This window comes from Actinoplanes sp. GCM10030250 (genome assembly GCF_042666575.1).
GTDB lineage: Bacteria > Actinomycetota > Actinomycetes > Mycobacteriales > Micromonosporaceae > Actinoplanes.
Genome location: NZ_JBHTDO010000056.1, coordinates 26,240 through 45,163, shown reverse-complemented (window position 1 = coordinate 45,163; position 18,924 = coordinate 26,240). Strand labels below are relative to the sequence as shown.

Genomic DNA, 18,924 nt, shown 5'->3' with positions numbered 1-18,924 from the left:
CGACTCCACCAACTCGGCGTCACCACCACCCGCCTCGCCACCGGATAACCCCAAACAGTGGCCCCCAGGGCCGCTCCACGGCCCCGCGGGCCACCCACCCCACCCAACCAAATCCCCAACCGCTGCCTAACAACTGAGCCAAACCAAAAAGCAACAGGCTCCCTGACGGGGGTGGACGCGCACAAAACTCCAACGTGTGCGTCCATCCGGGGAGCGCGGGAATGACCTTGCCGGTGTGGTTGACGGGCGCCGGCGGGTCTCGCGCCTAGTGTTAGGGCGCTATGACTGCGCCAGAATCCGAATCCGAGACCCGCCCCTGCGGCCACTGCGGACGCCCCGTGCCGCAGCGCGCTTCCGCGGGACGCCCCTTCCGCTACTGCCGTGACAACGACGGCGAGTGCCAGCGCGCCTCCCGCAACGTGCGGATGCGGCACCGCTCCTCCCCCGGTCTGGCCGGTTCGGTAGCGCGGACCTGGGAGGTTGTCGACCGCCTCGACACCCTGATGGGCACGCTGACCGAGGCCCTGCACTCGGAGATGTCCCCGGCGGGCGTGGAGCGCCAGGTCGCCGAGGTCCGCGCGGAGACGTCCCGCCAGGTAGCTGCCGCCCACGCCGAACGTGACGACGCCCGCCGTGACGCCGAGCAGGCCGCGGACGCGACGGCGGCGGCGCAGCAGGTCGCCGCGGCAGCTACCGCGGAACGCGATGAGGCCCGTCAACGCGCCGCGGACGCCGAGAGAGTCGCCGAGGCCGCCGGCAAGCGGGCCCAGGAGGCGGACACAGCGCGTGACGAGGCGGGCCGCGCGGCCACGGCAGCGGTAGCGCTGCGCGAGCGAGCCGAGGCCGAGCGCGACACCGCGGCCGCGGAACTGAACGAGGCGCGCCGCGATCTCACCGAGCTGCGCGGGCAGCGCGACACCGCTGAGCGAGACCTGGCAGCGGCCCTCAAGGACATTCAAGAACTTCGCCGTACGACCGAAGCCGCCCAACAACGCTCCGACAGCGAGTTGACGGCTGCCGGGGAACAGATCGCCTCCCTCGAAGCAGCCGTCACCCAGGTCACCCGTCGTGCCGAAGCCGCCGAACAGGCTCGCGACGAGTCGGCAGCCGAGGCACAGCGGTCCGCGGCATCGGTGACCGCCACCCGCCAGGAGCTCACCGAGGTCGTGGCGGAGAGGGATGCTCTACGCCGTACCGTGGAAGCTCTTGAACGCGCCGCCCACGAACGCACCGACCTCGAGCGCCGCCTGGTCGCAGCCCGCGCCGACGCCGAGGCCGCCCAGCAACGCGCCGCGCAACTGACCTCCCAGGTCAGCGACCTCGCCTCGGCCCTCGCTTCCCTGGGCACCCGCCCCGCCCCACCCCAACCGCCGCCCGCGCAGCCGCCGGCACCCACCCAGCCATCCGCACCCGCACAGTCCACCGCGCCCAGCGCCAGCTGACCACGGCGCCGCACCCACCGCCCCACCCACGGCCCGCCGGGCGCATGCGGCGCGTGCGGGCGGCGGCACGTGCGGGGCCTGCGGGGCGCGGTCGCGTGCGGGGCCTGCGGGGCGCGGCGCGTGCGGGGCCTGCGGGGCGCGGCGCGTGCGGGGCCTGCGGGGCGCGGCGCGTGCGGGGCGCGGTCGCGTGCGGGGCCTGCGGGGCGCGGCGCGTGCGGGCGCGGCTCATTGCGCGCCGGGCAGCCCTACCGGGGAGGCTGCGTGTGGCCGAGTTGTCGCCTGCGGGTGGGGGCGGCATCGTGCGAGTGGTGAGTCTGACTCTCGACAGGGCGAGATTTCTCACGTATATGAGCGGTGCACACACGGGCAATACCGGCGGATGGGGCGGGTTCTGCTACCAGATCGCTACCGTCGGCTGACCGGCTGCTAACCCAGGTGCGGGTTAATTACAGGTGAATCAGAGTGAGTGACCGACATCGCACCACCCGTACATGAGGCAAACGGTCGTAAAGTGGACCAAGGTCCACTCGAACGCCGGTTCGGTTTGCGGGGTAACGGGTGCGGCCGGTTACGCTCATAGCGTTAACACCGCCGATACAGGCGGTTCCGACAGACAACTCGGCGGGCGCCGGATCCACGTTGGTAGCAGGAATCCAGCGGCCGCCCCTTTCGTTACACCAACGAGAGCAGCACCACGAGCGAGGGGAAAGCCGATCATGGGCGAACGCATGCTGCGCGGCAGCCGTCTTGGCGCAGTCAGCTACGAGTCCGACCGTAACACCGAGCTGGCGCCCCGACAGACCCGTGAGTACCTGTGCGTCAAGGGTCACCAGTTCGAGGTTCCGTTCGCCGTCGACGCCGAGGTGCCGGTCACCTGGGAGTGCAAGTTCGACGGCAGCGTGGCCCGTCTGGTCGACGGCAACGAGCCGGAGCAGAAGAAGGCCAAGCCGCCGCGCACCCACTGGGACATGCTGCTCGAGCGGCGTTCGATCGCCGAGCTCGAGGACATCCTCAACGAGCGGCTGCAGGAGGTTCGTACCCGCCGCGGCCGCTGACCGCAGTACTGATCGAAGGGCCGCCCCGGACTCCCGAGGCGGCCCTTTCGCATGATGATTCTCGGACAAGCCCCGGAACACCCCACGCACCGCGGGGCGCGCTGCCGGACTCAGCGGCCGGCCGATTGACACTTCCGGGTCATCCGGAAAACGCATTCGGATTCCGGTAAGCGCACCGACCTACGCACCGACCTACGCACCGACGTCCGGCACGGACCTGCGGCACCCGGCCGCGTGCCGACCGTGGGGACATCGGCGGTGAGGGCGCAGATCAGCCCGGCGGGCGCGCTGCGGCCTGGACGGCGCAGGTGGGTCGCGGTGTAGCTCGGGGACACGTAGTTGGTTTTGAGAGCCCCGTGGGTCGTACGTCAAAAAGACCGGGAGAAAGACACCGCGGCTACGGCAGACGCGCAGCGTGCAAAGCCCGCCAGCGCGAGACGCCCGCCGAAACGAGACGCCCACAGCCCTGCGGGAGGACCATGCAGGGCGGCCTGGTCAGCGGATGATTTCGCCTTCGATGGCGGCGGCGGGTGGGCGGGGGTCGTCGTCGGGGACGACGACCGTGACGGGCGCGCCTGGGTGGACTTTGACGCGGCGCGGGCCGAAGAGGTTGCCGGTTACGGCGCTGCCGAGGTTGCGCTGGGCGAATCGCTCGACGCCACGGCGGGCGAGGGTGCGGCCGGGCGGGAGGAGAAGGAGCAGGCCCAGGACGCCGGTGATGTAGCCGGGGATGGCCAGCAGCAGGGCGCCGGCGAGGCCGATCAGGGAGCTGGAGACCTCGGTGCCGGGCGGGCGGCCGGCGTTGGCGGCGTCCTGGAAGGCGTGCCAGCCGCGGATGCCCTCGCGGCGCAGCAGCGCGAAGCCGGCGAGGGTGGCGACGACCAGGATGAGGACCGCCCAGCCGGTGCCGATGGCGTGGGCCACCAGCAGGAAGGTCATGATTTCCGCGAACGCCAGCAGCGGGAACGCGATCGGTAGATAGGCCAGTCTGCTTCGCCGCATGGTTCGTCCTCCGGATCCGGGCCCGCGAAACGTGAACGGGCCCGGGTCAAGCATGCCACCTCACGGCCAGGTGGAGCCCTGCCGAGGTTTGCGGTTGAGGAGGCTCAGGAGGCTCTCCTTGCGGGCCTGCGCACCCCACAGGGTGACCCTGAGCAGCTGTTCCTTGAAGATGTTGCCGCTCATCTTGCTGACGCCGTGTTCGCGCTCGGTGAACGTGATGGGCACCTCGACGATGCGATATCCCTGGCGGTACGACCGCCAGGCCATCTCCACCTGGAACGAATAGCCGGTGGAGGCGATCGTTGCGACGTCGATCTTGTCCAGGACGCCGATGCGGTACGCCCGGTAGCCGCCGGTCGCGTCCTTGAACGGCATGCCGAGGGCCATCCGGATGTAGATGTTGCCGCCGCGGGAGAGCAGCAGCCGGTGGACCGGCCAGTTGTGGACGCTGCCGCCGGGGATGTAGCGGGTGCCGAGCACCACGTCGTGGTCCCTGAGGGCGTCGAGCAGTGCCGACAGCTCCTCGGGGGCGTGCGAGCCGTCCGCGTCCATTTCGACGACGGCGTCGTACCCCTTGTCCTTGGCCCAGGCGAAGCCCGCCTTGTACGCCGCGCCGAGCCCCTCCTTGCCGGCCCGGTGCAGCACGAAGATGTGGTCGTCCTGGACGGCCAGCTCGTCGGCGATCGCGCCGGTGCCGTCGGGCGAGTTGTCGTCGGTGACGAGGATGTCCACGTCGGGCACCGCCTTGCGGGTCCGCTCGGTGATCTGCCGGACGTTGTCCGCCTCGTTGTACGTCGGGATGATCACGAGGACACGTCCCACTCCCGGGTAGCCTTCCGCCGCGCTCACCGTTCCTCCGTAGCCTGCTCGCCGTTACTGCTTCCGCTCTCGCGCCGACGGCGCAGGGGCAGCACGGCGGCGAGGGCGGCGACCGTCAGGAGGACAGCCGCCACCTCGGGCCAGATGCCCGAACGAGTCGCCAGCGTACGCGGTCCACCTAGGTGGATGTCACGGACCACCACCGCACCGGTGTTGAAACCGGTCGAACCATGTACATGTCCTTCGGCATCCACGAAACCGGACACTCCGACAGTGGAGACCATCAGGCCGTTGCGGCCGTGCTCCACGGCCCGCAGCCGCACCATGGCGAGCTGCTGGAGGGCCTCCGCCTCGTTGAAGGTGGCGTTGTTGGTCTGCACGGCGAGCAGTTGCGCCCCGCCGTTCACCGTGTCGCGGACGATGCCGTCGTAGGCGACCTCGAAGCAGATGACGTCGCCGACGATCCCGCCGCCGGTGTCCACCACTCCGGGCTTGTCACCCGGGAGCATGTTGCGGACCAGGTCGACCTTGTCGGTCACGAGGCGGGCGATCGAGCGGAGCGGCATGTACTCGGCGAATGGGACGGGGTGGCGTTTCTCGTACTGCTGGGGGTGGTCGGGGCCGGTGCCGGGGCGCCACAGGATGGCGACGTTGTAGATGTCGCCGGGCACCTCGGTGCGCTGCAGGGTGCCGACCAGGATGGGCGCGCCGATCGCGTCGGCGGCCGAGGAGATGGCGTCGGCGGCGTCCTGGTTGCGCAGCGGGTCGATGTCGCTGGAGTTCTCCGGCCAGACGACCAGGTCGGGCTGTTTCTGCCGGCCGGCGGCGACGTCCGCGGCGAGCTGCCGGGTGGCGTTGACGTGGTTGTCGAGCACGGCCCGGCGCTGGGCGTTGAAGTCGAGGCCGAGGCGGGGCACGTTGCCCTGCACGAGGGCGATGGTGCTGGTCTCGCCGGCGGGCTGGGTGAGCGGAACGGCGGCCGGTGCGGCCATCAAAGCGACCGCCACGGCGATCATCGGAAGCACGTGCCTCTTGAAGAGCACGGCAACCAGCGCCCCGCCCGCGGCGGCGACCACGAACGTCACGAGCGGCGCGCCGCCCCACACCGCGAGCCGCAGCGAGGGCGCGTCACCCTGGCTGAACGCGAGCCGCCCCCACGGGAACCCACCGAACGGGGCGCGGTCGCGCAGCGCCTCCTGGCTGGTCCAGAGCAGGCCGGTGACCAGCGGCCACAGCGCCGGCCATCGGTCGGCGAGCGGCGACACCCAGGCCGTGGCGAGGCCGAGCAGACCCAGCGACACGGCCTGGGAGATGGACAGGATGATCCACGGCAGCCAGCCGGCGCCGATGGTGGTCCACTCGAGCAGCGGCACGAACAGGACGAGCCCGGCGAGCATGCCGAGGCCGAACCCGGCCCGCAGGCGGCGCCGGTGCACCGCGGCCGCGAGCAGAGCGACACCGGCCGGGGCGAGCCACCACAGATCCCACGGCGGGAGCGCGGCCAGCACCGCGAGACCGGCGGCCACCGCCAGCGCCACGGCGACCGGCAGGCGCAGCGGCCGCCGCGCGGGGGCGGCGGAGGCACCGGGGTCGGCGAGGGCGGGCGGCGGCATCGTCATTTCCACGGGTCGCAACGCTACCCGCCCGTGGCCTGCGACGACGGAGGGGCGCGGCCACGTTTCGGCCACGCCCCTCGGTGCTTCCGTCTGTTCCCGGCCGGTGGGCCCGGTTATCTCGCCATGACCTTCGGACCGACCCGCCGCGAGCCGGCTGCTCGCTTCGTGCCGTTGTCTACTGGCCATCGCCCGATAACCGGAGGAACCACCTGTACGCGGCCCGGTCCGCGCCGCCCGCGCACCCCCACCCCCTGGACCTGGCTGAACGCGCGACCCCTGCGAGGACTGCGGCCAGTTGGCGGAGGAGCGAAGCGGATCACGACCGCTATCCGTTAACTCGACCTGAAGACGATAGGTCCGGGCCCCGGCCACCTGTCAACAGCGAGTTCCGCGTCCCGGCGTGTCGCGTACATCGGCGTGTCTCGGTATCTACCGGAACGAGTGACCGAGCAGCCCCGCCGCGACCTGCGGATGATCGACTGCGAGGAGCCCGGCGGCGGCGAGGACGTACTGCTCGTCGACGAGAGCTTTGGCACGTTCGGGTGGCACCCAGCCGCCCCCGATGTCGCCGAGGACCGCGTCGAGGACCCGGGTGCCGCCGCCGTGCCGCAGGACGCCGCCGGAGCCGACAACGAGGCGTACGTCACGCAGGTCCCGTCCCCCGGTGCGCGGCTGCCCCGGCCCGGCGGAGTGCCCCCGCGCGTGCCGCCGCAGCGCGATCACCGCCGCGGCCACGGCCAGCTCCCGGTCGTCCCCCGGAGCCGGCAGCTTCTCGGCAGCGGCGGCCGTCCTGGTCGAGGGCGCGCCCACCGCAACGCCCAGATCGCCCTCCACCGTCCGCGCCCGCCACAACGTCCCGGCCACGTCCCGCCGCGGCCCGGTCTCGGCCTCCGCGTCCGGCACCAGCGCCGAGTACACGTCGGTGGTGGCTCCGCCGACGTCCACGACGAGGACACCGGAGCCGGTCAGGTCGGCGAGCAGCTCCACCCCGGCCAGCACCGCGTCCGGGGTGGCCGCCCGCACCAGCGACGGGAAGCGGGGGCCGCGCGACAGCCGCTTGCCGCCGATGACGTGCCGCAGGAACACCTCGCGGATGGCCGCGCGGGCCGGTAGCGGGTCGAGCACACCGATGCGCGGCAGCACGTTGGCGGTGGCCGTGGCCCGGCCCCGCAGGATCTCCTCGGCGTCGGCGCGCGCGTCGGCGTTGCCGGCCAGCACGATCGGAATCCGGATCCGGGCATTGGCGAGCCGCCGGGCGTTGTGCAGCAGCACCTCGCTGTCCCCGCCGTCGGTTCCGCCGACGAGCAGCACCACGTCCGGCCGGGCGGCGCGCAACGCGGTCACGTCCGGCCCGCTCATCGGCCCGGCGGCCACGTGCACCACCTGCGCACCCGCGGAGAGACCCACCCGGTGCCCGGCCTCAGCGGTCACCAGCGCCTCGTAGCCCACCACGGCGAGCCTCAGGCCACCGCCGGCGGAGGAGCAGACGTAGAGCTGGTCCGCGCCGCCCACCGCGGCCACAGCGGCGTCCAGGCCGTGCAGGACGTCCGTTCCGGACGTGGTGGGAACCTCGGCCCGGCGGACCAGTCGCGCTCCGTCCAGGTCGATCCGGGCGGCTTTGGTGTACGTGGAACCGACGTCCACGCAGACCGCGAAGCTCACTTGGACGGCACCACCACGGTTCCGACCGCCGTGACCGCGGTGATCGGCTCGTCCAGCACCGCCGCCGCCGACCCACCGGTGCCGCGGCACACGACCCGGCTCTCGAAGTTGATCTTCCTCGACCGGGTGCCCATCCGCACCACCGTCGCCGTGATCTCCAGGACGTCGCCGGCCTGCACCGGGGCCTTGAACTGCACGTCGTCGTACGACGCGAACAGCCCCTCGTCACCGTCCAGCTGGATGCAGACCTCGGTGGCCACGTCGCCGAAGAGGCCGAGCGAGTACGCCCCGTCGACCAGGTTCCCGGCGTAGTGGGCGTGCGAGTAGGGGACGTACCGGCGGTGCGTGACAGTGATCATGAGTTGCTCCCGATCAGGGCGTGTACGAGGTAGGAGGCGACTTCCCGGGGTGTGGTGCCGCGGCTGAAGATCCGGTCGACGCCCAGCTCACCGGCCATCAGCTCGTCGAACCGGGGCCCGCCGACGATCAGCAGCGGCCGTTTCCCGGCCGGCAGCGCCTCGCGGAACGCCGCCGACATGGCCCGGGTGTTCTGCAGGTGGGCGTCGCGCTGGGTGACCACCTGCGAGACCAGTACGGCGTCGGCCTTGCGCTCACGGGCCGTCTCGACCAGCTCGGGCACCGACACCTGCGCGCCCATGTTGGTCACCGACAGCTCGGAGTAGTACTCCAGGCCCTTCTCCCCCGCGATGCCCTTGAGGTTGAGGATCGCGTCGATGCCGACGGTGTGCGCGTCGGTCCCGATGCACGCACCGACCACGTTGAGCCGCCGCCGAAGCCCGCGCTTGACGGCCGCGTTCACCTCTTTCGCGCTGAGCAGCGGGAAGTCACGGTCGACGACCTGCACCTTGTCGGTGTCGACGAGGTGGCTGACCTTGCCGTAGACGACGAAGAAGGTGTAGCCGTCGCCCATCGGCTTGGCGTGCACAAGCAGCGCTGGGTCCATGCCCATCCTGTTCGCGAGCTGAACAGCGGCACCCTCGGCGCGCTTGTCATGCGAGATCGGCAGGGTGAACGACAGCTGCACCATCCCGTCCCCGGTGGTGTCTCCATAGGGCCGGACGATGGTCATGCGGAGCCCTCCAGGAACGAAGAGACGGGGTTGAAGTAGTCGGGCGACTGCTTGGCGACGCCGTCCAAGCCCTTGCCGCGGTCCGCTGGCCGCTTCATGATGCCGAAGGTCCCGTCGGCGATCGCGTCGAGCAGGGTGTCGTCGACGATGCGTTCCAGCAGGGTGATGGCCTCGTTCAGCACCTGGTTCGCCCGGCCGCGGATGAACGGGCCCGGCACGAAGTCCTCGTGGAGGTTGCCCGCGCCGTTCAGCACGTAGCGCACGTTCTGCAGGGCGATGTCCCGGTCGGACAGCCACGGCGTCACGACGGCCTCGGTCATCATGCCGACCAGCAGGATGCCCTGGCCGGTCAGCGCGCCGGCCAGGTTGAAGAAGCCGTCCAGGAGGTTGCCGCGGAACACGTCCCCGGTCATGTGCTTGGTGGGCGGCATCCACTTCAGCGGCGCCTCCGGGAACAGCTCGCGGGCCAGCAGCGCATGCGCCAGCTCCAGGCGGAACGAGTCCGGCAGGTCGGGGTTGATCTCGAAGGCGTGTCCCAGGCCGAGCTGCCAGTCCTCGAGGCCCGCCTCATGGGCGAAGTACTCGTTGAGCAGCTGCGAGACCGTCACCGTGTGAGCCGCGTCGACCGCGTCCGCGGTGGTCAGGTAGTTGTCCTCGCCGGTGTTGATGACGATCCCGGCGCGGGCGTGCACCTGGCGGGAGAACCGCTGGTCGACGAAGGTGCGGATCGGGTTGATGTCGCGGAACAGGATGCCGTACATCGAGTCGTTGAGCATCATGTCGAGGCGTTCCATGCCGGCCAGCGCGGCGATCTCCGGCATGCACAGCCCGGAGGCGTAGTTGGTGAGCCGGATGTAGCGGCCCAGCTCCCTGGACGTCTCGTCGAGCGCCGCCCGCATCAGCCGGAAGTTCTCCTGCGTGGCGTAGGTGCCGGCGAACCCCTCCCGGGTGGCGCCCTCCGGCACGTAGTCCAGCAGCGACTGCCCGGTGGAGCGGATCACCGCGATGATGTCCGCTCCTGCCCGGGCCGCCGCCTGCGCCTGCGGGATGTCCTCGTAGATGTCGCCGGTGGCAACGATCAGGTAGATCCACGGGCGCTGCTTCGGGTCGCCGTACCTCTTGATCAGCCGGTCGCGCTCGGCCCGGCGCCGGTCGACGAGCTTGAGGCCGGCCCGCGCCGCCCGGGAGGCCGCCCGGCGGGCCGCCGTGAGCTCGCCCTTCCGGGACGGCACCGAGAACCGGACCGCGCCGGCCGCCGCCTTCTGGGCCAGCACTGTCACGTCCTCGACGCCCGACTCGGCGAGGGCGTGGAACACCGGGACCGCCACCCCGTGCCCCAGGCCGACATCCGCCCGCACGGCGTCGACCAGGCGGTTCACCCAGGGGATGCCGTCGGTGTCGGCGCCGTGCACGCCGGCCAGGCGCAGCACCGCACGCTCCACCGAGACGGTGGTGTGCGAGCGCGCCAGGTCGACGACGGGCTGCCCGGCCCGTGCCGCGAGCGAACGCGCCCGCGCCACGAGCTGCGGATCAAGGTCTAGCTTCCCGGCCACTATCTCTCCTACTCCTGATGAATCGTCTCGCCGTGCAGCACGGTGCGACGGCAGACCGGCGGGGCCGGTGTCACGCCGTCGATGTCCGGCAGCAGGGCGGGCAGCCCGTCGACCAGCCCGCCCGGTGTCTCCCACGCCGCGAACGTCGCCGAGTGACCCGGTGCCAGCACGCCGATCCGCTCGTTGATGCCGGCCGCACGCCAGCCGCCCCGGCTGCTCGCCGCGAACGCCGACCGCACGCTCATCCGGAACCGCGGGTTGCGCGGTGCCGCCGCCGCGACGACCATCGCCCACGGGTCCAGGGCGGTCACCGGCGAGTCCGAGCCGAACGCCAGGGCCACCCCGGTCGCGTGCATCGCCCCGATCGGGTTGCTGGCCAGGGCGCGGTCGGCGCCGAGGCGCTGCGCGTACATCCGGTCGGTGCCGCCCCACAGCGCGTCGAAGACCGGCTGCACCGAGGCCACCACACCGAACTCGACCATCCGGGCGATCATCGCCTTGTCGATCAGCTCGACGTGCTCGATCCGGTGCCGGCCCTCGCGCAACCGGTCCACGCCCACGGTCTTGGCCGCGATCGCGAAACCCTCCAGGACAGTCTCGATCGCCGCGTCACCGATGGCGTGGAAGCCGCCCTGGAAGCCGACCCGGATGCAGTCCAGGAGGTGGTCGGCAGCCTGGTCGGCGGTCAGGAACGCCTCACCGCAGCCGTGGTCGCCGTCCAGGTAGGGCGAGCGCACCGACGCGGTCCGGGATCCGAGGGCCCCGTCCGCGTACAGGTCGCCGGCGGCGCCGTGCGCGCCCAGCTCACGGGCCCGGTCGGCACCGCCCAGCTCGCCCCAGTAGCCGAAGACCTTCGGCAGCCCCTGCTCGGACAACCGCAGCACCGAGTGGAAGTCCTCCTCGCTGGACGTGCCGGGCCCGGCGCACTCGTGCACCGCGGCGATACCCATCGCCGCCGCCCGGCGCAGCGCGGTGGTCTGCGCGGCAGTCCGCTGCGCGGGGGTCAGCGCGCCGAGCGCCACCGCGCGCACCGCATGGTGGGCCTGCTCGCGCACCCAGCCGGACTCGTCGTAGCCGTCGACTCCCTCAGCCGCCGGCAGCAGCGACGACGACACCAGCGCGGAGTGCACCGACGCCTGTGACAGGTAGACCCGGCGCCCGCCACCGGCGCGTTCCAGCTCGGCCGCGAGCGGTGGTACCTGATCCGCCCAGGTGGACTCGTCCCAGCCGTGCCCGTGCACCACACCGTCCGCCGGGCGGGTCGCCGCGAACGCCGCCACCTGGTCGAGCAGCTCGCCCGGCGAGCGCACCGCTGACAGGTCGAGGCCGTCGAAGGCCAGGCCGGTGTCGGTGGCGTGCAGGTGCGAGTCGACGAACGCCGGGGTCACCAGCGCGCCGTCCAGGTCGACGGTGCGGTCGGCCGCGGGGGCCTCCGTGTCAGCGCCGAGCCACTCGATGGTGCCGCCCCGGACCAGCATCGCGGTGGCGCGCGGGTCAGCGGGCGAGTAGATACGACCGTTCAGGTAACGGACCAGGGGAATCTGAGTCATGCGCGTCAGTCTGCCGCGATCCGGGCTTCGAACAAGGCACGCACCGCGGGCACCTCGCGCAGCAGTCCGACCGCGAACTCGGCGTGGCCCGGCACATACCCGTTGCCGACCAGCATCGTCACGTCCGCGGCGAGGCCCTCGGCGCCGAGGGCGGCGGCCGGGAAGCTGGTCGCCATCGAGAAGAAGATCACGGTGCCGCCGGGTGCCGTCGCCAGGATCGCACCGTGCTCGCAGCCGGGCACGTCCACGCACACCACGGTCACGTCCGCCGGTTCGCCGACGGCCTCGGCGACAGCGACCGGGTCCCGGGCGTCAGCGATCGCGATCCGGTCGGCCAGGCCGGCTTTCTGCAGCGTGGCCCGCTCCGTTTCGGAGACGACCACAGCGACTGTACGGGCATTCGCGCGCTTCGCCGCCGCCAGCGACAGGGACCCGCTCTTGCCGGCCCCGCCGAGCACCACCACTGTCGGCCGGTCGTATCCGCGCACGATCCGGTCGGTGAGCGCCGGAGCACCACACACGTCGTAGACCGCCAGGGCCAGCTCCGGCGGAAGATCATCCGGCAGCACGCCGACCACCGAGCGGCCGAACAGGATCGCCGTACCCTCGGCCGGGACCTGCTCGCTCAGCCCGTCCCAGCCGGCCAGCCCGTCGGTGATCCGCAGCGGAGTGAGGGTCAGCGACACCAGGGTGGCGACCCGATCGCCCGGTTTGACCGGCAGCGGCGACTCCGGCCCGACCTCCTCGACGACACCGATCAGCATTCCGCCGGATCCGGTGACCGGGTTGTGCATCTTCCCGCGGGTCTCGACGATGCCGAGCACCTCGGCGCGGATCGCGGCACCGTCACCCGCATGCTTCTCCGCCAGCTGCCGATAGCTGGCGGCGTCGAGGTTGAGCCGCCGCACCCGGATGCGGACCTCGTCCGGGCCGATCTCGGGTGACGCGTCGAGTCGCCAGGCCGCTTGTGGCAGCACACCGGCCGGCTCGAGCACCCTCGCCAGCCCCACAGATCCGGACATCCCCACCTCCACTGCCGAAACATCTCTTGCCGAGCGCCCCACCACCGTAAATGTTACGTGGGTAGAGTTTCTAGACCGGAAATTCTCCGGTACGTTGATCGAAGCCACAAGCTACAGGAGGAGGACCGGTGCAGCCCTACGAGTACCAGCGGCGTGAGCTGATCGAGCCCGACTGGACCCGGTTCCCCGGTTGGCGTGACGTGACCGCCGCACAGTGGCAGTCGGCCCAGTGGCAGCGGGTCAACTGCGTGAAGAACGTCAAGCAGCTGCGCGCCGTCCTCGGCGACCTGGTCGACGACAGCTTCTACACGAGCCTTGCGGCCGACCAGCAGCGCCTGGCCACCATGTCGATGCTGATCCCGCCGCAGATGCTCAACACCATGGTCCCCGACCGGGCACCCGACACGGCCTCGTTCCGGGCCGACCCGATCCGCAACTACATGCTCCCGATCGCCTCCGACCGGCAGACCGACTGGCCGTCACACCCCAACGCCAGCCGCGACTCCCTGCACGAGCACGACATGTGGGTGGCCGAGGGCCTCACCCACCGCTACCCCACCAAGGTGCTCGCCGAGCTGCTCTCCACCTGCCCGCAGTATTGTGGTCACTGCACCCGGATGGACCTCGTCGGCAACAGCACGCCGGTCGTCTCCAAACTCAAACTGCTGCAGAAACCGGTCGATCGGTATGCGGCACACCTCGACTACCTCAAGACGCACCCCGGCGTGCGGGACGTGGTCGTCTCGGGCGGCGATGTGGCCAACGTGCCGTGGAAACAGCTCGAGGCGTACCTCATGGGGTTGCTCTCGGTGCCCACCGTGCGTGACATCCGCCTCGCGACCAAGGCCCTGATGGGCCTGCCCCAGCACTGGCTGCAGGACGACGTCGTCGAGGGCATGCACCGGGTCGCGGTCACCGCCGAGCGGCGCGGGGTGAACCTGGCCGTGCACACCCACGTCAACCATGTGAACTCGCTGACGCCGCTGGTGGCCCGCGCCGTCCGGACGATGCTCGAGGTCGGCGTGCGTGACGTGCGCAACCAAGGTGTGCTGATGCGGGGTGTCAACGCCACCACCGAGGACCTGCTCGACCTCTGCTTCGCGCTGCAGGGCGAGGCGGGCATCCTGCCGTACTACTTCTACATGTGCGACATGATCCCGAACGCGGAGCACTGGCGGGTGCCGGTCTGGTACGCCCAGCAACTCCAGCACGACATGATGGGCTACCTGCCCGGTTACGCGACACCGCGGATCGTCTGCGACGTCCCGTTCGTCGGCAAGCGCTGGGTGCACATGGTCTCCGAATATGACCGGGAGCACGGCATCTCGTACTGGACCAAGAACTACCGCACCTCGATCGAGGCGGAGGACAGCGAGGCGCTGAGCAAGCTGCACGCCTACTACGACCCGATCGACACGCTGCCCGAGAGTGGGCAGAAGTGGTGGCGCAAGCAGCAGGACGAGGCATAGGAAAAGGGGCCCCGAACCGGGGCCCCTTTTCGTGGTGCCGAAGCCTCAGGCTTCGGTGGTGCGAAAGATCAGCTGAGGGCGTCGCGTACGTCGCGCCCGGCGTCCTTGACGTGCTCGCCCGCCTGCTTGGCGTGCGCGGACGCCTCCTGCGCCTGGCCCTCGGCGTAGAGACGCTCGTTGTCCGTCGCCTCGCCGATGCCCTGCTTGGCCTTGCCGGCGAGTTCCTCAGCCTTGTTCTTGGCCTTGTCGGCGATGCTCATCGCAACCCTCCGTGGTCTCGTCTTCGTGCCTGACTCGTCGTCGTTCTCGACGCGTCTTCGTGCCTGACGATCACTGAGGTTCCCGATGGGCGCGGATTCGAAACGACATTCCGTCGCACCTCAGGTCCGGAATTCCCGGGCATCGCCGAATACGATGATCACCGTGAATGAACACGCGTCGTCCTTCGGGGCGGCCGCCGACGCCTACGAGCGCGGCCGTCCGCCGTACCCCTCAGAGGCTCTTGATTGGCTCCTGCCCCCCGGCGAACCGCGCGTGCTCGACCTCGGCGCCGGAACCGGCAAGCTCACCCGGCAGGTCCGCGACCGCGGGCTGGACGTCGTCGCCGTCGACCCGTCGCCGGGCATGCTGACCGAACTCAACCGGGTCGTGCCCGGCGTGCCCGGCCACCTGGGCAGCGCCGAGAGCATCCCGCTCCCCGACCGCAGCGTCGACGTCGTGCTCGTCGCCCAGGCCTGGCACTGGGTGGATGCCGCACGCGCCCTGCCGGAGATCGCCCGCGTCCTCACTCCCGGCGGCCGGCTGGGCCTGATCTGGAACGTCCGCGACGAACGCACCGACTGGGTCAGCCGCCTCGGCGCGATCGTCGGCAGCGCCGAGACCGACCGCGGCAACCGGATCACCGCACCGTTCGGCCCGCCCGAGGCCACCACCTTCGACTGGACCCACCGCGTCAAACCGGACGAACTCCTCGACCTGGTCGCCTCCCGCAGCCGCATCATCCTGCTGCCCGCCGACGAGCGCGCCGCCGTCCTCGCCCAGGTCCGCCAACTGATGGCCACCCACCCGGCCCTGCTCGGCCGCGCCGAGTACGACCTCCCCTACATAACCGAATGCACCCGAGCCGATCTTCGCTGATCTTTCGCTGCCTGATTCGAGGTGGCCGATCTTTCGATCAACATCGATATCGTACGCAGGAACTGTCCCGCCTCGAGCGGGGACACCTGCGGAACTCGGCCCGGCTCGGCACCTCACGCCATTGCGTCCGGTCACCGCCACGAACCAGCGCACACGGTGAGGTGGTGGGCCTGCTCTATGACGTGCACGGGCGCACACGGTCGGGTTGCGTGCGAGCTGGTTGGGCCTTTGACGCGCCTATGACGAGCGCAGGCCCACACGGTCGGGTTGTGTGCGCGCCGACACACGTCAGTCGGCTTCCGTGGGAGGGTGGGGTTAATTCAAGGTGTCGTAATACTTAATTCGGAATGACCTGTACCGGCCTTTTGGAATGGATCGCCATATGCCATTCTTGAGGCCCTCGGCAGGGAAGGCACCATGGCGCGACGCGTTTTCCTCCACATCGGCGCACCGAAGACCGGCAGCACCTATGTGCAAAATGTTCTCTGGAGCAACTCCGGCGCCCTGAAACGCGCCGGAATCCTGTTACCGGGCAGCGCCACCCAGCAGGACCAGGCGATGACCGACCTGCGCGCGGTGTCCTGGCGTGACCCGGCCGCCACCTGGACCTGGGACCACCTCGCCACCCGAGCCGCCAGGTGGCCCGGCGACGTCATCATCAGCAACGAGGCCCTCGGCGGCGCCACCGCGGAGCAGGCGGCCCGCGCGGTTTCCGCTTTCGAGCCGGCCGAGGTGCACATCGTGGTGGCCACCCGCGATCTGTGGCGCACGTTTCCGTCGATGTGGCAGCAGAGCATCCGGTCTCGCAACATCTGGACGTTCTCGTCGTTCGTCACCGCCGTCGAACAGGGAAAGTTCGAGACGTTCTGGGAGATGCACACCGGTAACCGGATGCTGCGCCGGTGGGGTGACCTGGTCCCGGCCGAGCGCCGGCATCTGATCACGGTGCCGCCGGCGGGTGTCCCGCACGACACCCTGTGGAATCGGTTCGCCGGGGTCTTCGGGATTCCCGCCGGCGTGTGCGAGCTGGCGGGGCCGGCGGCGAACTCGTCGCTGGGTGCGGCGGAGATCGAGGTGCTGCGACGGGTCAATCAGGCTCTCGGTGATCGATATCCGCATCGGACGCCCTACCAGCGAGTGGTGCAGCGGCACCTGGTGAACGCCGTCCTCAAACAAGGTGGCAACGAGCTGCGTTTCGGTGTCGGGATGGAGCGGGCGGAATGGGTTGCGGATCTGGCCGAGCAGCAGATAAAAGAGCTGTCCGAATATCCCTGTGAGGTTGTGGGAGATCTCGCGGAATTGCGGCCGGTGGGCATGAAACAGGTGCCTACTCCTGATGAACTCGACGATGGCGCTGTTCTGAAAGCGGCGATCGAGGCGATCATCGGGATGCTCGGGCACGCTGACGAGTTGAGTCGTCAGGTCGATCACAGCTACCAGGCGCGCCTGGTGCGGCTCAGGGGGCGGGTGCGGCGCGGGCTTCGCGGGTGACCCGCCCGCCCCTCAGTAATCCAGCCGGCGATCGTGATCACGCGCGGGCGGCCTGAGTTCAGGCGGCCGGGGTGTGCCAGTCCTGCCGCGCTGCCCACTGTTCGAGGGTTGTCGTGGTCAGGCCGTAGCGGGCGGCGTGGTGGGGGCGTGCGGGGTAGCCGACGAGGTCGTTCCAGATCTGGGAGTACGCCGAGGGTGCACCAAGGCGCTGCGCCTGCTCCTCCGGGGAGACGAAGACAGCAGTGATCTCGCGGCCGGCGGCCTTCGCGAGGGTGTCGGCGATTTCGGTGTGTGTCAGCGCGTCGCCGGCAAGGTCGATCTCGGCTTCGTGGAACTTGCCGGGCTCGGCCACGGCGGCGGCCACAGCTGCTCCGAAGTCGTCGGCGCAGATGAGCGCCAGCACGGTCCGCGGGCTCGTAGCGGTGACCAGCTTGCCCTGGGGCAGGTCGGGGAACTGGTAGTCCAGCTTGGGCGGGAGGTAGTTCTCCATGTAGGAGGCGGGCTTGAGAATGGTCCAGTGGTCGAGGCCCGACTGCCGGATCGCCTCCTCCGCGGCCTCCTTCTCGTCCCAGTACGTCTTCATCACGGTGTCGGTTTCCTCGACGTCCGGGTGCCGGCTGCGCCATCCGGTCGACGACACGGACGTGTGGATGATCTGAGTGACGCCGGCTCGTTTGGCGGCGGTGGCGATGTTGCGGGCCTGGCGCTGTTCGGCGCCGGGATCGGCCGGGTCGACGCCCGCCGGTTGTACGGAGAAGACCGCGTCGTGTCCGGTGCCGGCAGCTTCAAGGGCTGCGACGTCGTCCAAGTCTCCGGTCGCGAGGGCGACACCCTGTCCGGCGAGCGCCTGAGCGGCAGCCGATGACGGGTTGCGCACGAACGCGGTCACGGGGTGACCCGCACGGAGAAGTGCTTTGACGGCGGCGCCGCCCTGCATCCCGGTTGCCCCGGTGACCAGCACTTTCGCCTTGTCGTTGGATGTCACAGCACGCCCTACCTTCGGTCGGTCCTGTTTTGTCAGCATACGGGCCAGATGACCCGTCAACTAGAGACCATACAGTATCGAGTCTGGGGCGTACCTAGTTCGTGATCTGCGTGACTGCGGCCGGCGGCCGGCCAAGCAGACATGGAGCGGAATCGAGAGCCGGCCGGACGGGCTTCAGCTGGTGGGGGTGGCGGCGATCAGGGGCAACAGCACCTGGTCCACCAGGCGAGCTATCCCGTCGACGTCGAGAACGGCACCGAGCAGGTCCTCCTGCAGGACCAGCACCCCGACGACTGCGGCGATCTCCAGCCGGCCCGGCGCCAGCAGAAGATCGACCTTCTCCGCAGTGAGCTCACCACGCTCCTGCGCGCGGCGAAGGCAGGAGATGATTCCCCCGCGCTGCCCGTCGATGTACCGCTCTCGCAGGGTGTCGGCAATCTGGGGGTGAGAGGCGGTGGCGGCGGCCAGCACAGCCGAGAAGCGACGCTCTCGGGGGTGCAGGCACGCGGAACTGTGGGTCAGTGTGGTGATCAGGTCCTCACGCAGTGTCCCCGCGGCCGGCACCTCGGCCGGGACGGCGGGAAGCATGATGCTTTCCAAGGCGTCGGCGACCAGGTCCTCGCGCGAGGCCCAGCGACGGTAGACGGTGGCCTTGGCCACCTCAGCGCGCGCGGCCACCGCACCCATGGTCAGATCCGCGTACCCGCTCTCCACGATCAGGTCCAGAACCGCGTCGATGATGCGAGCATTCCGCGTCTCGTCACGGACAGGCCCAAAAGCGCCACCGGGACGCTGGCGTCCAGCGGGGCGGGTCGACCTGGTCATACGCGCGACGGTACTGCATCCACTTCCCCTGCCCACGGGAGGTCGCGGGACTGGCCATGGCACCGCCTCCACAGTGAGCAATTTTCAACCTGGCATCGGGCCTGACGCTGCCGGGCCGTTGTCCGGCGCCGGCGGCCGAGGCCCTCGCCACGTTGAAAAAGGCTCAGTGATCTGAAGACGATCCCCGGCTGTGGAGTACCAGGCGG

At 70.4% G+C, this 18,924-nt stretch carries 17 protein-coding genes; 5 read left to right on the top strand and 12 right to left on the bottom strand.

Going from position 1 to position 18,924, the window contains the following annotated elements; genetic code table 11:
• Positions 1-338: 338 nt before the first annotated feature.
• Together ACFQV6_RS41720 and ACFQV6_RS41715 are read left to right on the top strand one after the other, a co-directional pair.
• Positions 339-1,442, top strand: a complete 1,104-nt coding sequence (locus ACFQV6_RS41720; protein WP_378033266.1) for a serine/threonine protein kinase — start codon at positions 339-341, stop codon at positions 1,440-1,442.
• Positions 1,443-2,158: 716 nt separating this feature from the next.
• Positions 2,159-2,497, top strand: coding sequence for an RNA polymerase-binding protein RbpA (locus tag ACFQV6_RS41715; RefSeq protein ID WP_111651245.1), 339 nt, complete (start codon positions 2,159-2,161; stop codon positions 2,495-2,497).
• A 495-nt stretch (positions 2,498-2,992) separates the two neighbouring features.
• Here ACFQV6_RS41715 and ACFQV6_RS41710 read toward each other — a convergent pair whose 3' ends face one another.
• The 9 genes from ACFQV6_RS41710 to ACFQV6_RS41670 form a co-directional block, all read right to left on the bottom strand.
• Positions 2,993-3,499 (bottom strand): FxsA family protein, encoded by a 507-nt coding sequence (locus ACFQV6_RS41710; RefSeq protein ID WP_378033265.1) that lies wholly within the window; start codon positions 3,497-3,499, stop codon positions 2,993-2,995.
• Between the two features lie 60 nt (positions 3,500-3,559).
• The gene (locus ACFQV6_RS41705) at positions 3,560-4,348 is read right to left on the bottom strand and encodes a polyprenol monophosphomannose synthase (RefSeq protein ID WP_378033264.1); all 789 of its coding nucleotides are present in this window, start codon (positions 4,346-4,348) and stop codon (positions 3,560-3,562) included.
• Positions 4,345-5,937, bottom strand: coding sequence for an apolipoprotein N-acyltransferase (gene lnt, locus ACFQV6_RS41700; RefSeq protein WP_378033268.1), 1,593 nt, complete (start codon positions 5,935-5,937; stop codon positions 4,345-4,347). The genes ACFQV6_RS41705 and lnt overlap by 4 nt, the downstream gene beginning before the upstream one ends.
• A gap of 426 nt (positions 5,938-6,363) precedes the next feature.
• Positions 6,364-7,596 carry a glutamate mutase L gene (locus ACFQV6_RS41695; RefSeq protein ID WP_378033263.1) on the bottom strand — a complete coding sequence of 411 codons (1,233 nt, stop codon included), beginning with the start codon at positions 7,594-7,596 and terminating at the stop codon, positions 6,364-6,366.
• Positions 7,593-7,955, bottom strand: coding sequence for a hotdog domain-containing protein (locus tag ACFQV6_RS41690; protein WP_378033262.1), 363 nt, complete (start codon positions 7,953-7,955; stop codon positions 7,593-7,595). Before ACFQV6_RS41690 ends, ACFQV6_RS41695 begins: the two co-directional genes overlap by 4 nt.
• The gene (locus tag ACFQV6_RS41685) at positions 7,952-8,686 is read right to left on the bottom strand and encodes an OAM dimerization domain-containing protein (RefSeq protein ID WP_378033261.1); all 735 of its coding nucleotides are present in this window, start codon (positions 8,684-8,686) and stop codon (positions 7,952-7,954) included. The genes ACFQV6_RS41690 and ACFQV6_RS41685 overlap by 4 nt, the downstream gene beginning before the upstream one ends.
• Complete coding sequence (locus tag ACFQV6_RS41680) at positions 8,683-10,239, bottom strand: lysine 5,6-aminomutase subunit alpha (protein WP_378033260.1); 1,557 nt, start codon at positions 10,237-10,239, stop codon at positions 8,683-8,685. The genes ACFQV6_RS41685 and ACFQV6_RS41680 overlap by 4 nt, the downstream gene beginning before the upstream one ends.
• A gap of 8 nt (positions 10,240-10,247) precedes the next feature.
• Complete coding sequence (locus ACFQV6_RS41675) at positions 10,248-11,789, bottom strand: amidohydrolase (protein WP_378033259.1); 1,542 nt, start codon at positions 11,787-11,789, stop codon at positions 10,248-10,250.
• Positions 11,790-11,794: 5 nt separating this feature from the next.
• A complete protein-coding gene (locus ACFQV6_RS41670) occupies positions 11,795-12,811 on the bottom strand; it encodes an L-erythro-3,5-diaminohexanoate dehydrogenase (RefSeq protein ID WP_378033258.1) in 1,017 nt (338 codons plus the stop codon).
• A 128-nt stretch (positions 12,812-12,939) separates the two neighbouring features.
• On the opposite strand from ACFQV6_RS41670, the gene ACFQV6_RS41665 reads away from it, so the two are divergent.
• Positions 12,940-14,280 (top strand): KamA family radical SAM protein, encoded by a 1,341-nt coding sequence (locus ACFQV6_RS41665; RefSeq protein ID WP_378033257.1) that lies wholly within the window; start codon positions 12,940-12,942, stop codon positions 14,278-14,280.
• 68 nt (positions 14,281-14,348) lie between these two features.
• On the opposite strand, the gene ACFQV6_RS41660 is transcribed toward ACFQV6_RS41665, so the two are convergent.
• Entirely contained in the window at positions 14,349-14,540 is a 192-nt protein-coding gene (locus ACFQV6_RS41660; protein WP_378033256.1) for a CsbD family protein, read from the bottom strand.
• A gap of 154 nt (positions 14,541-14,694) precedes the next feature.
• On the opposite strand from ACFQV6_RS41660, the gene ACFQV6_RS41655 reads away from it, so the two are divergent.
• Both ACFQV6_RS41655 and ACFQV6_RS41650 read left to right on the top strand, forming a co-directional pair.
• Positions 14,695-15,417 carry a class I SAM-dependent methyltransferase gene (locus tag ACFQV6_RS41655; RefSeq protein WP_378033255.1) on the top strand — a complete coding sequence of 241 codons (723 nt, stop codon included), beginning with the start codon at positions 14,695-14,697 and terminating at the stop codon, positions 15,415-15,417.
• A 417-nt stretch (positions 15,418-15,834) separates the two neighbouring features.
• The gene (locus ACFQV6_RS41650; protein ID WP_378033254.1) at positions 15,835-16,908 is read left to right on the top strand and encodes a hypothetical protein; all 1,074 of its coding nucleotides are present in this window, start codon (positions 15,835-15,837) and stop codon (positions 16,906-16,908) included.
• 58 nt (positions 16,909-16,966) lie between these two features.
• On the opposite strand, the gene ACFQV6_RS41645 is transcribed toward ACFQV6_RS41650, so the two are convergent.
• A complete protein-coding gene (locus ACFQV6_RS41645) occupies positions 16,967-17,893 on the bottom strand; it encodes an NmrA family NAD(P)-binding protein (RefSeq protein ID WP_378033253.1) in 927 nt (308 codons plus the stop codon).
• 174 nt (positions 17,894-18,067) lie between these two features.
• Entirely contained in the window at positions 18,068-18,718 is a 651-nt protein-coding gene (locus ACFQV6_RS41640; RefSeq protein ID WP_378033252.1) for a TetR/AcrR family transcriptional regulator, read from the bottom strand.
• Positions 18,719-18,924 lie beyond the last annotated feature (206 nt).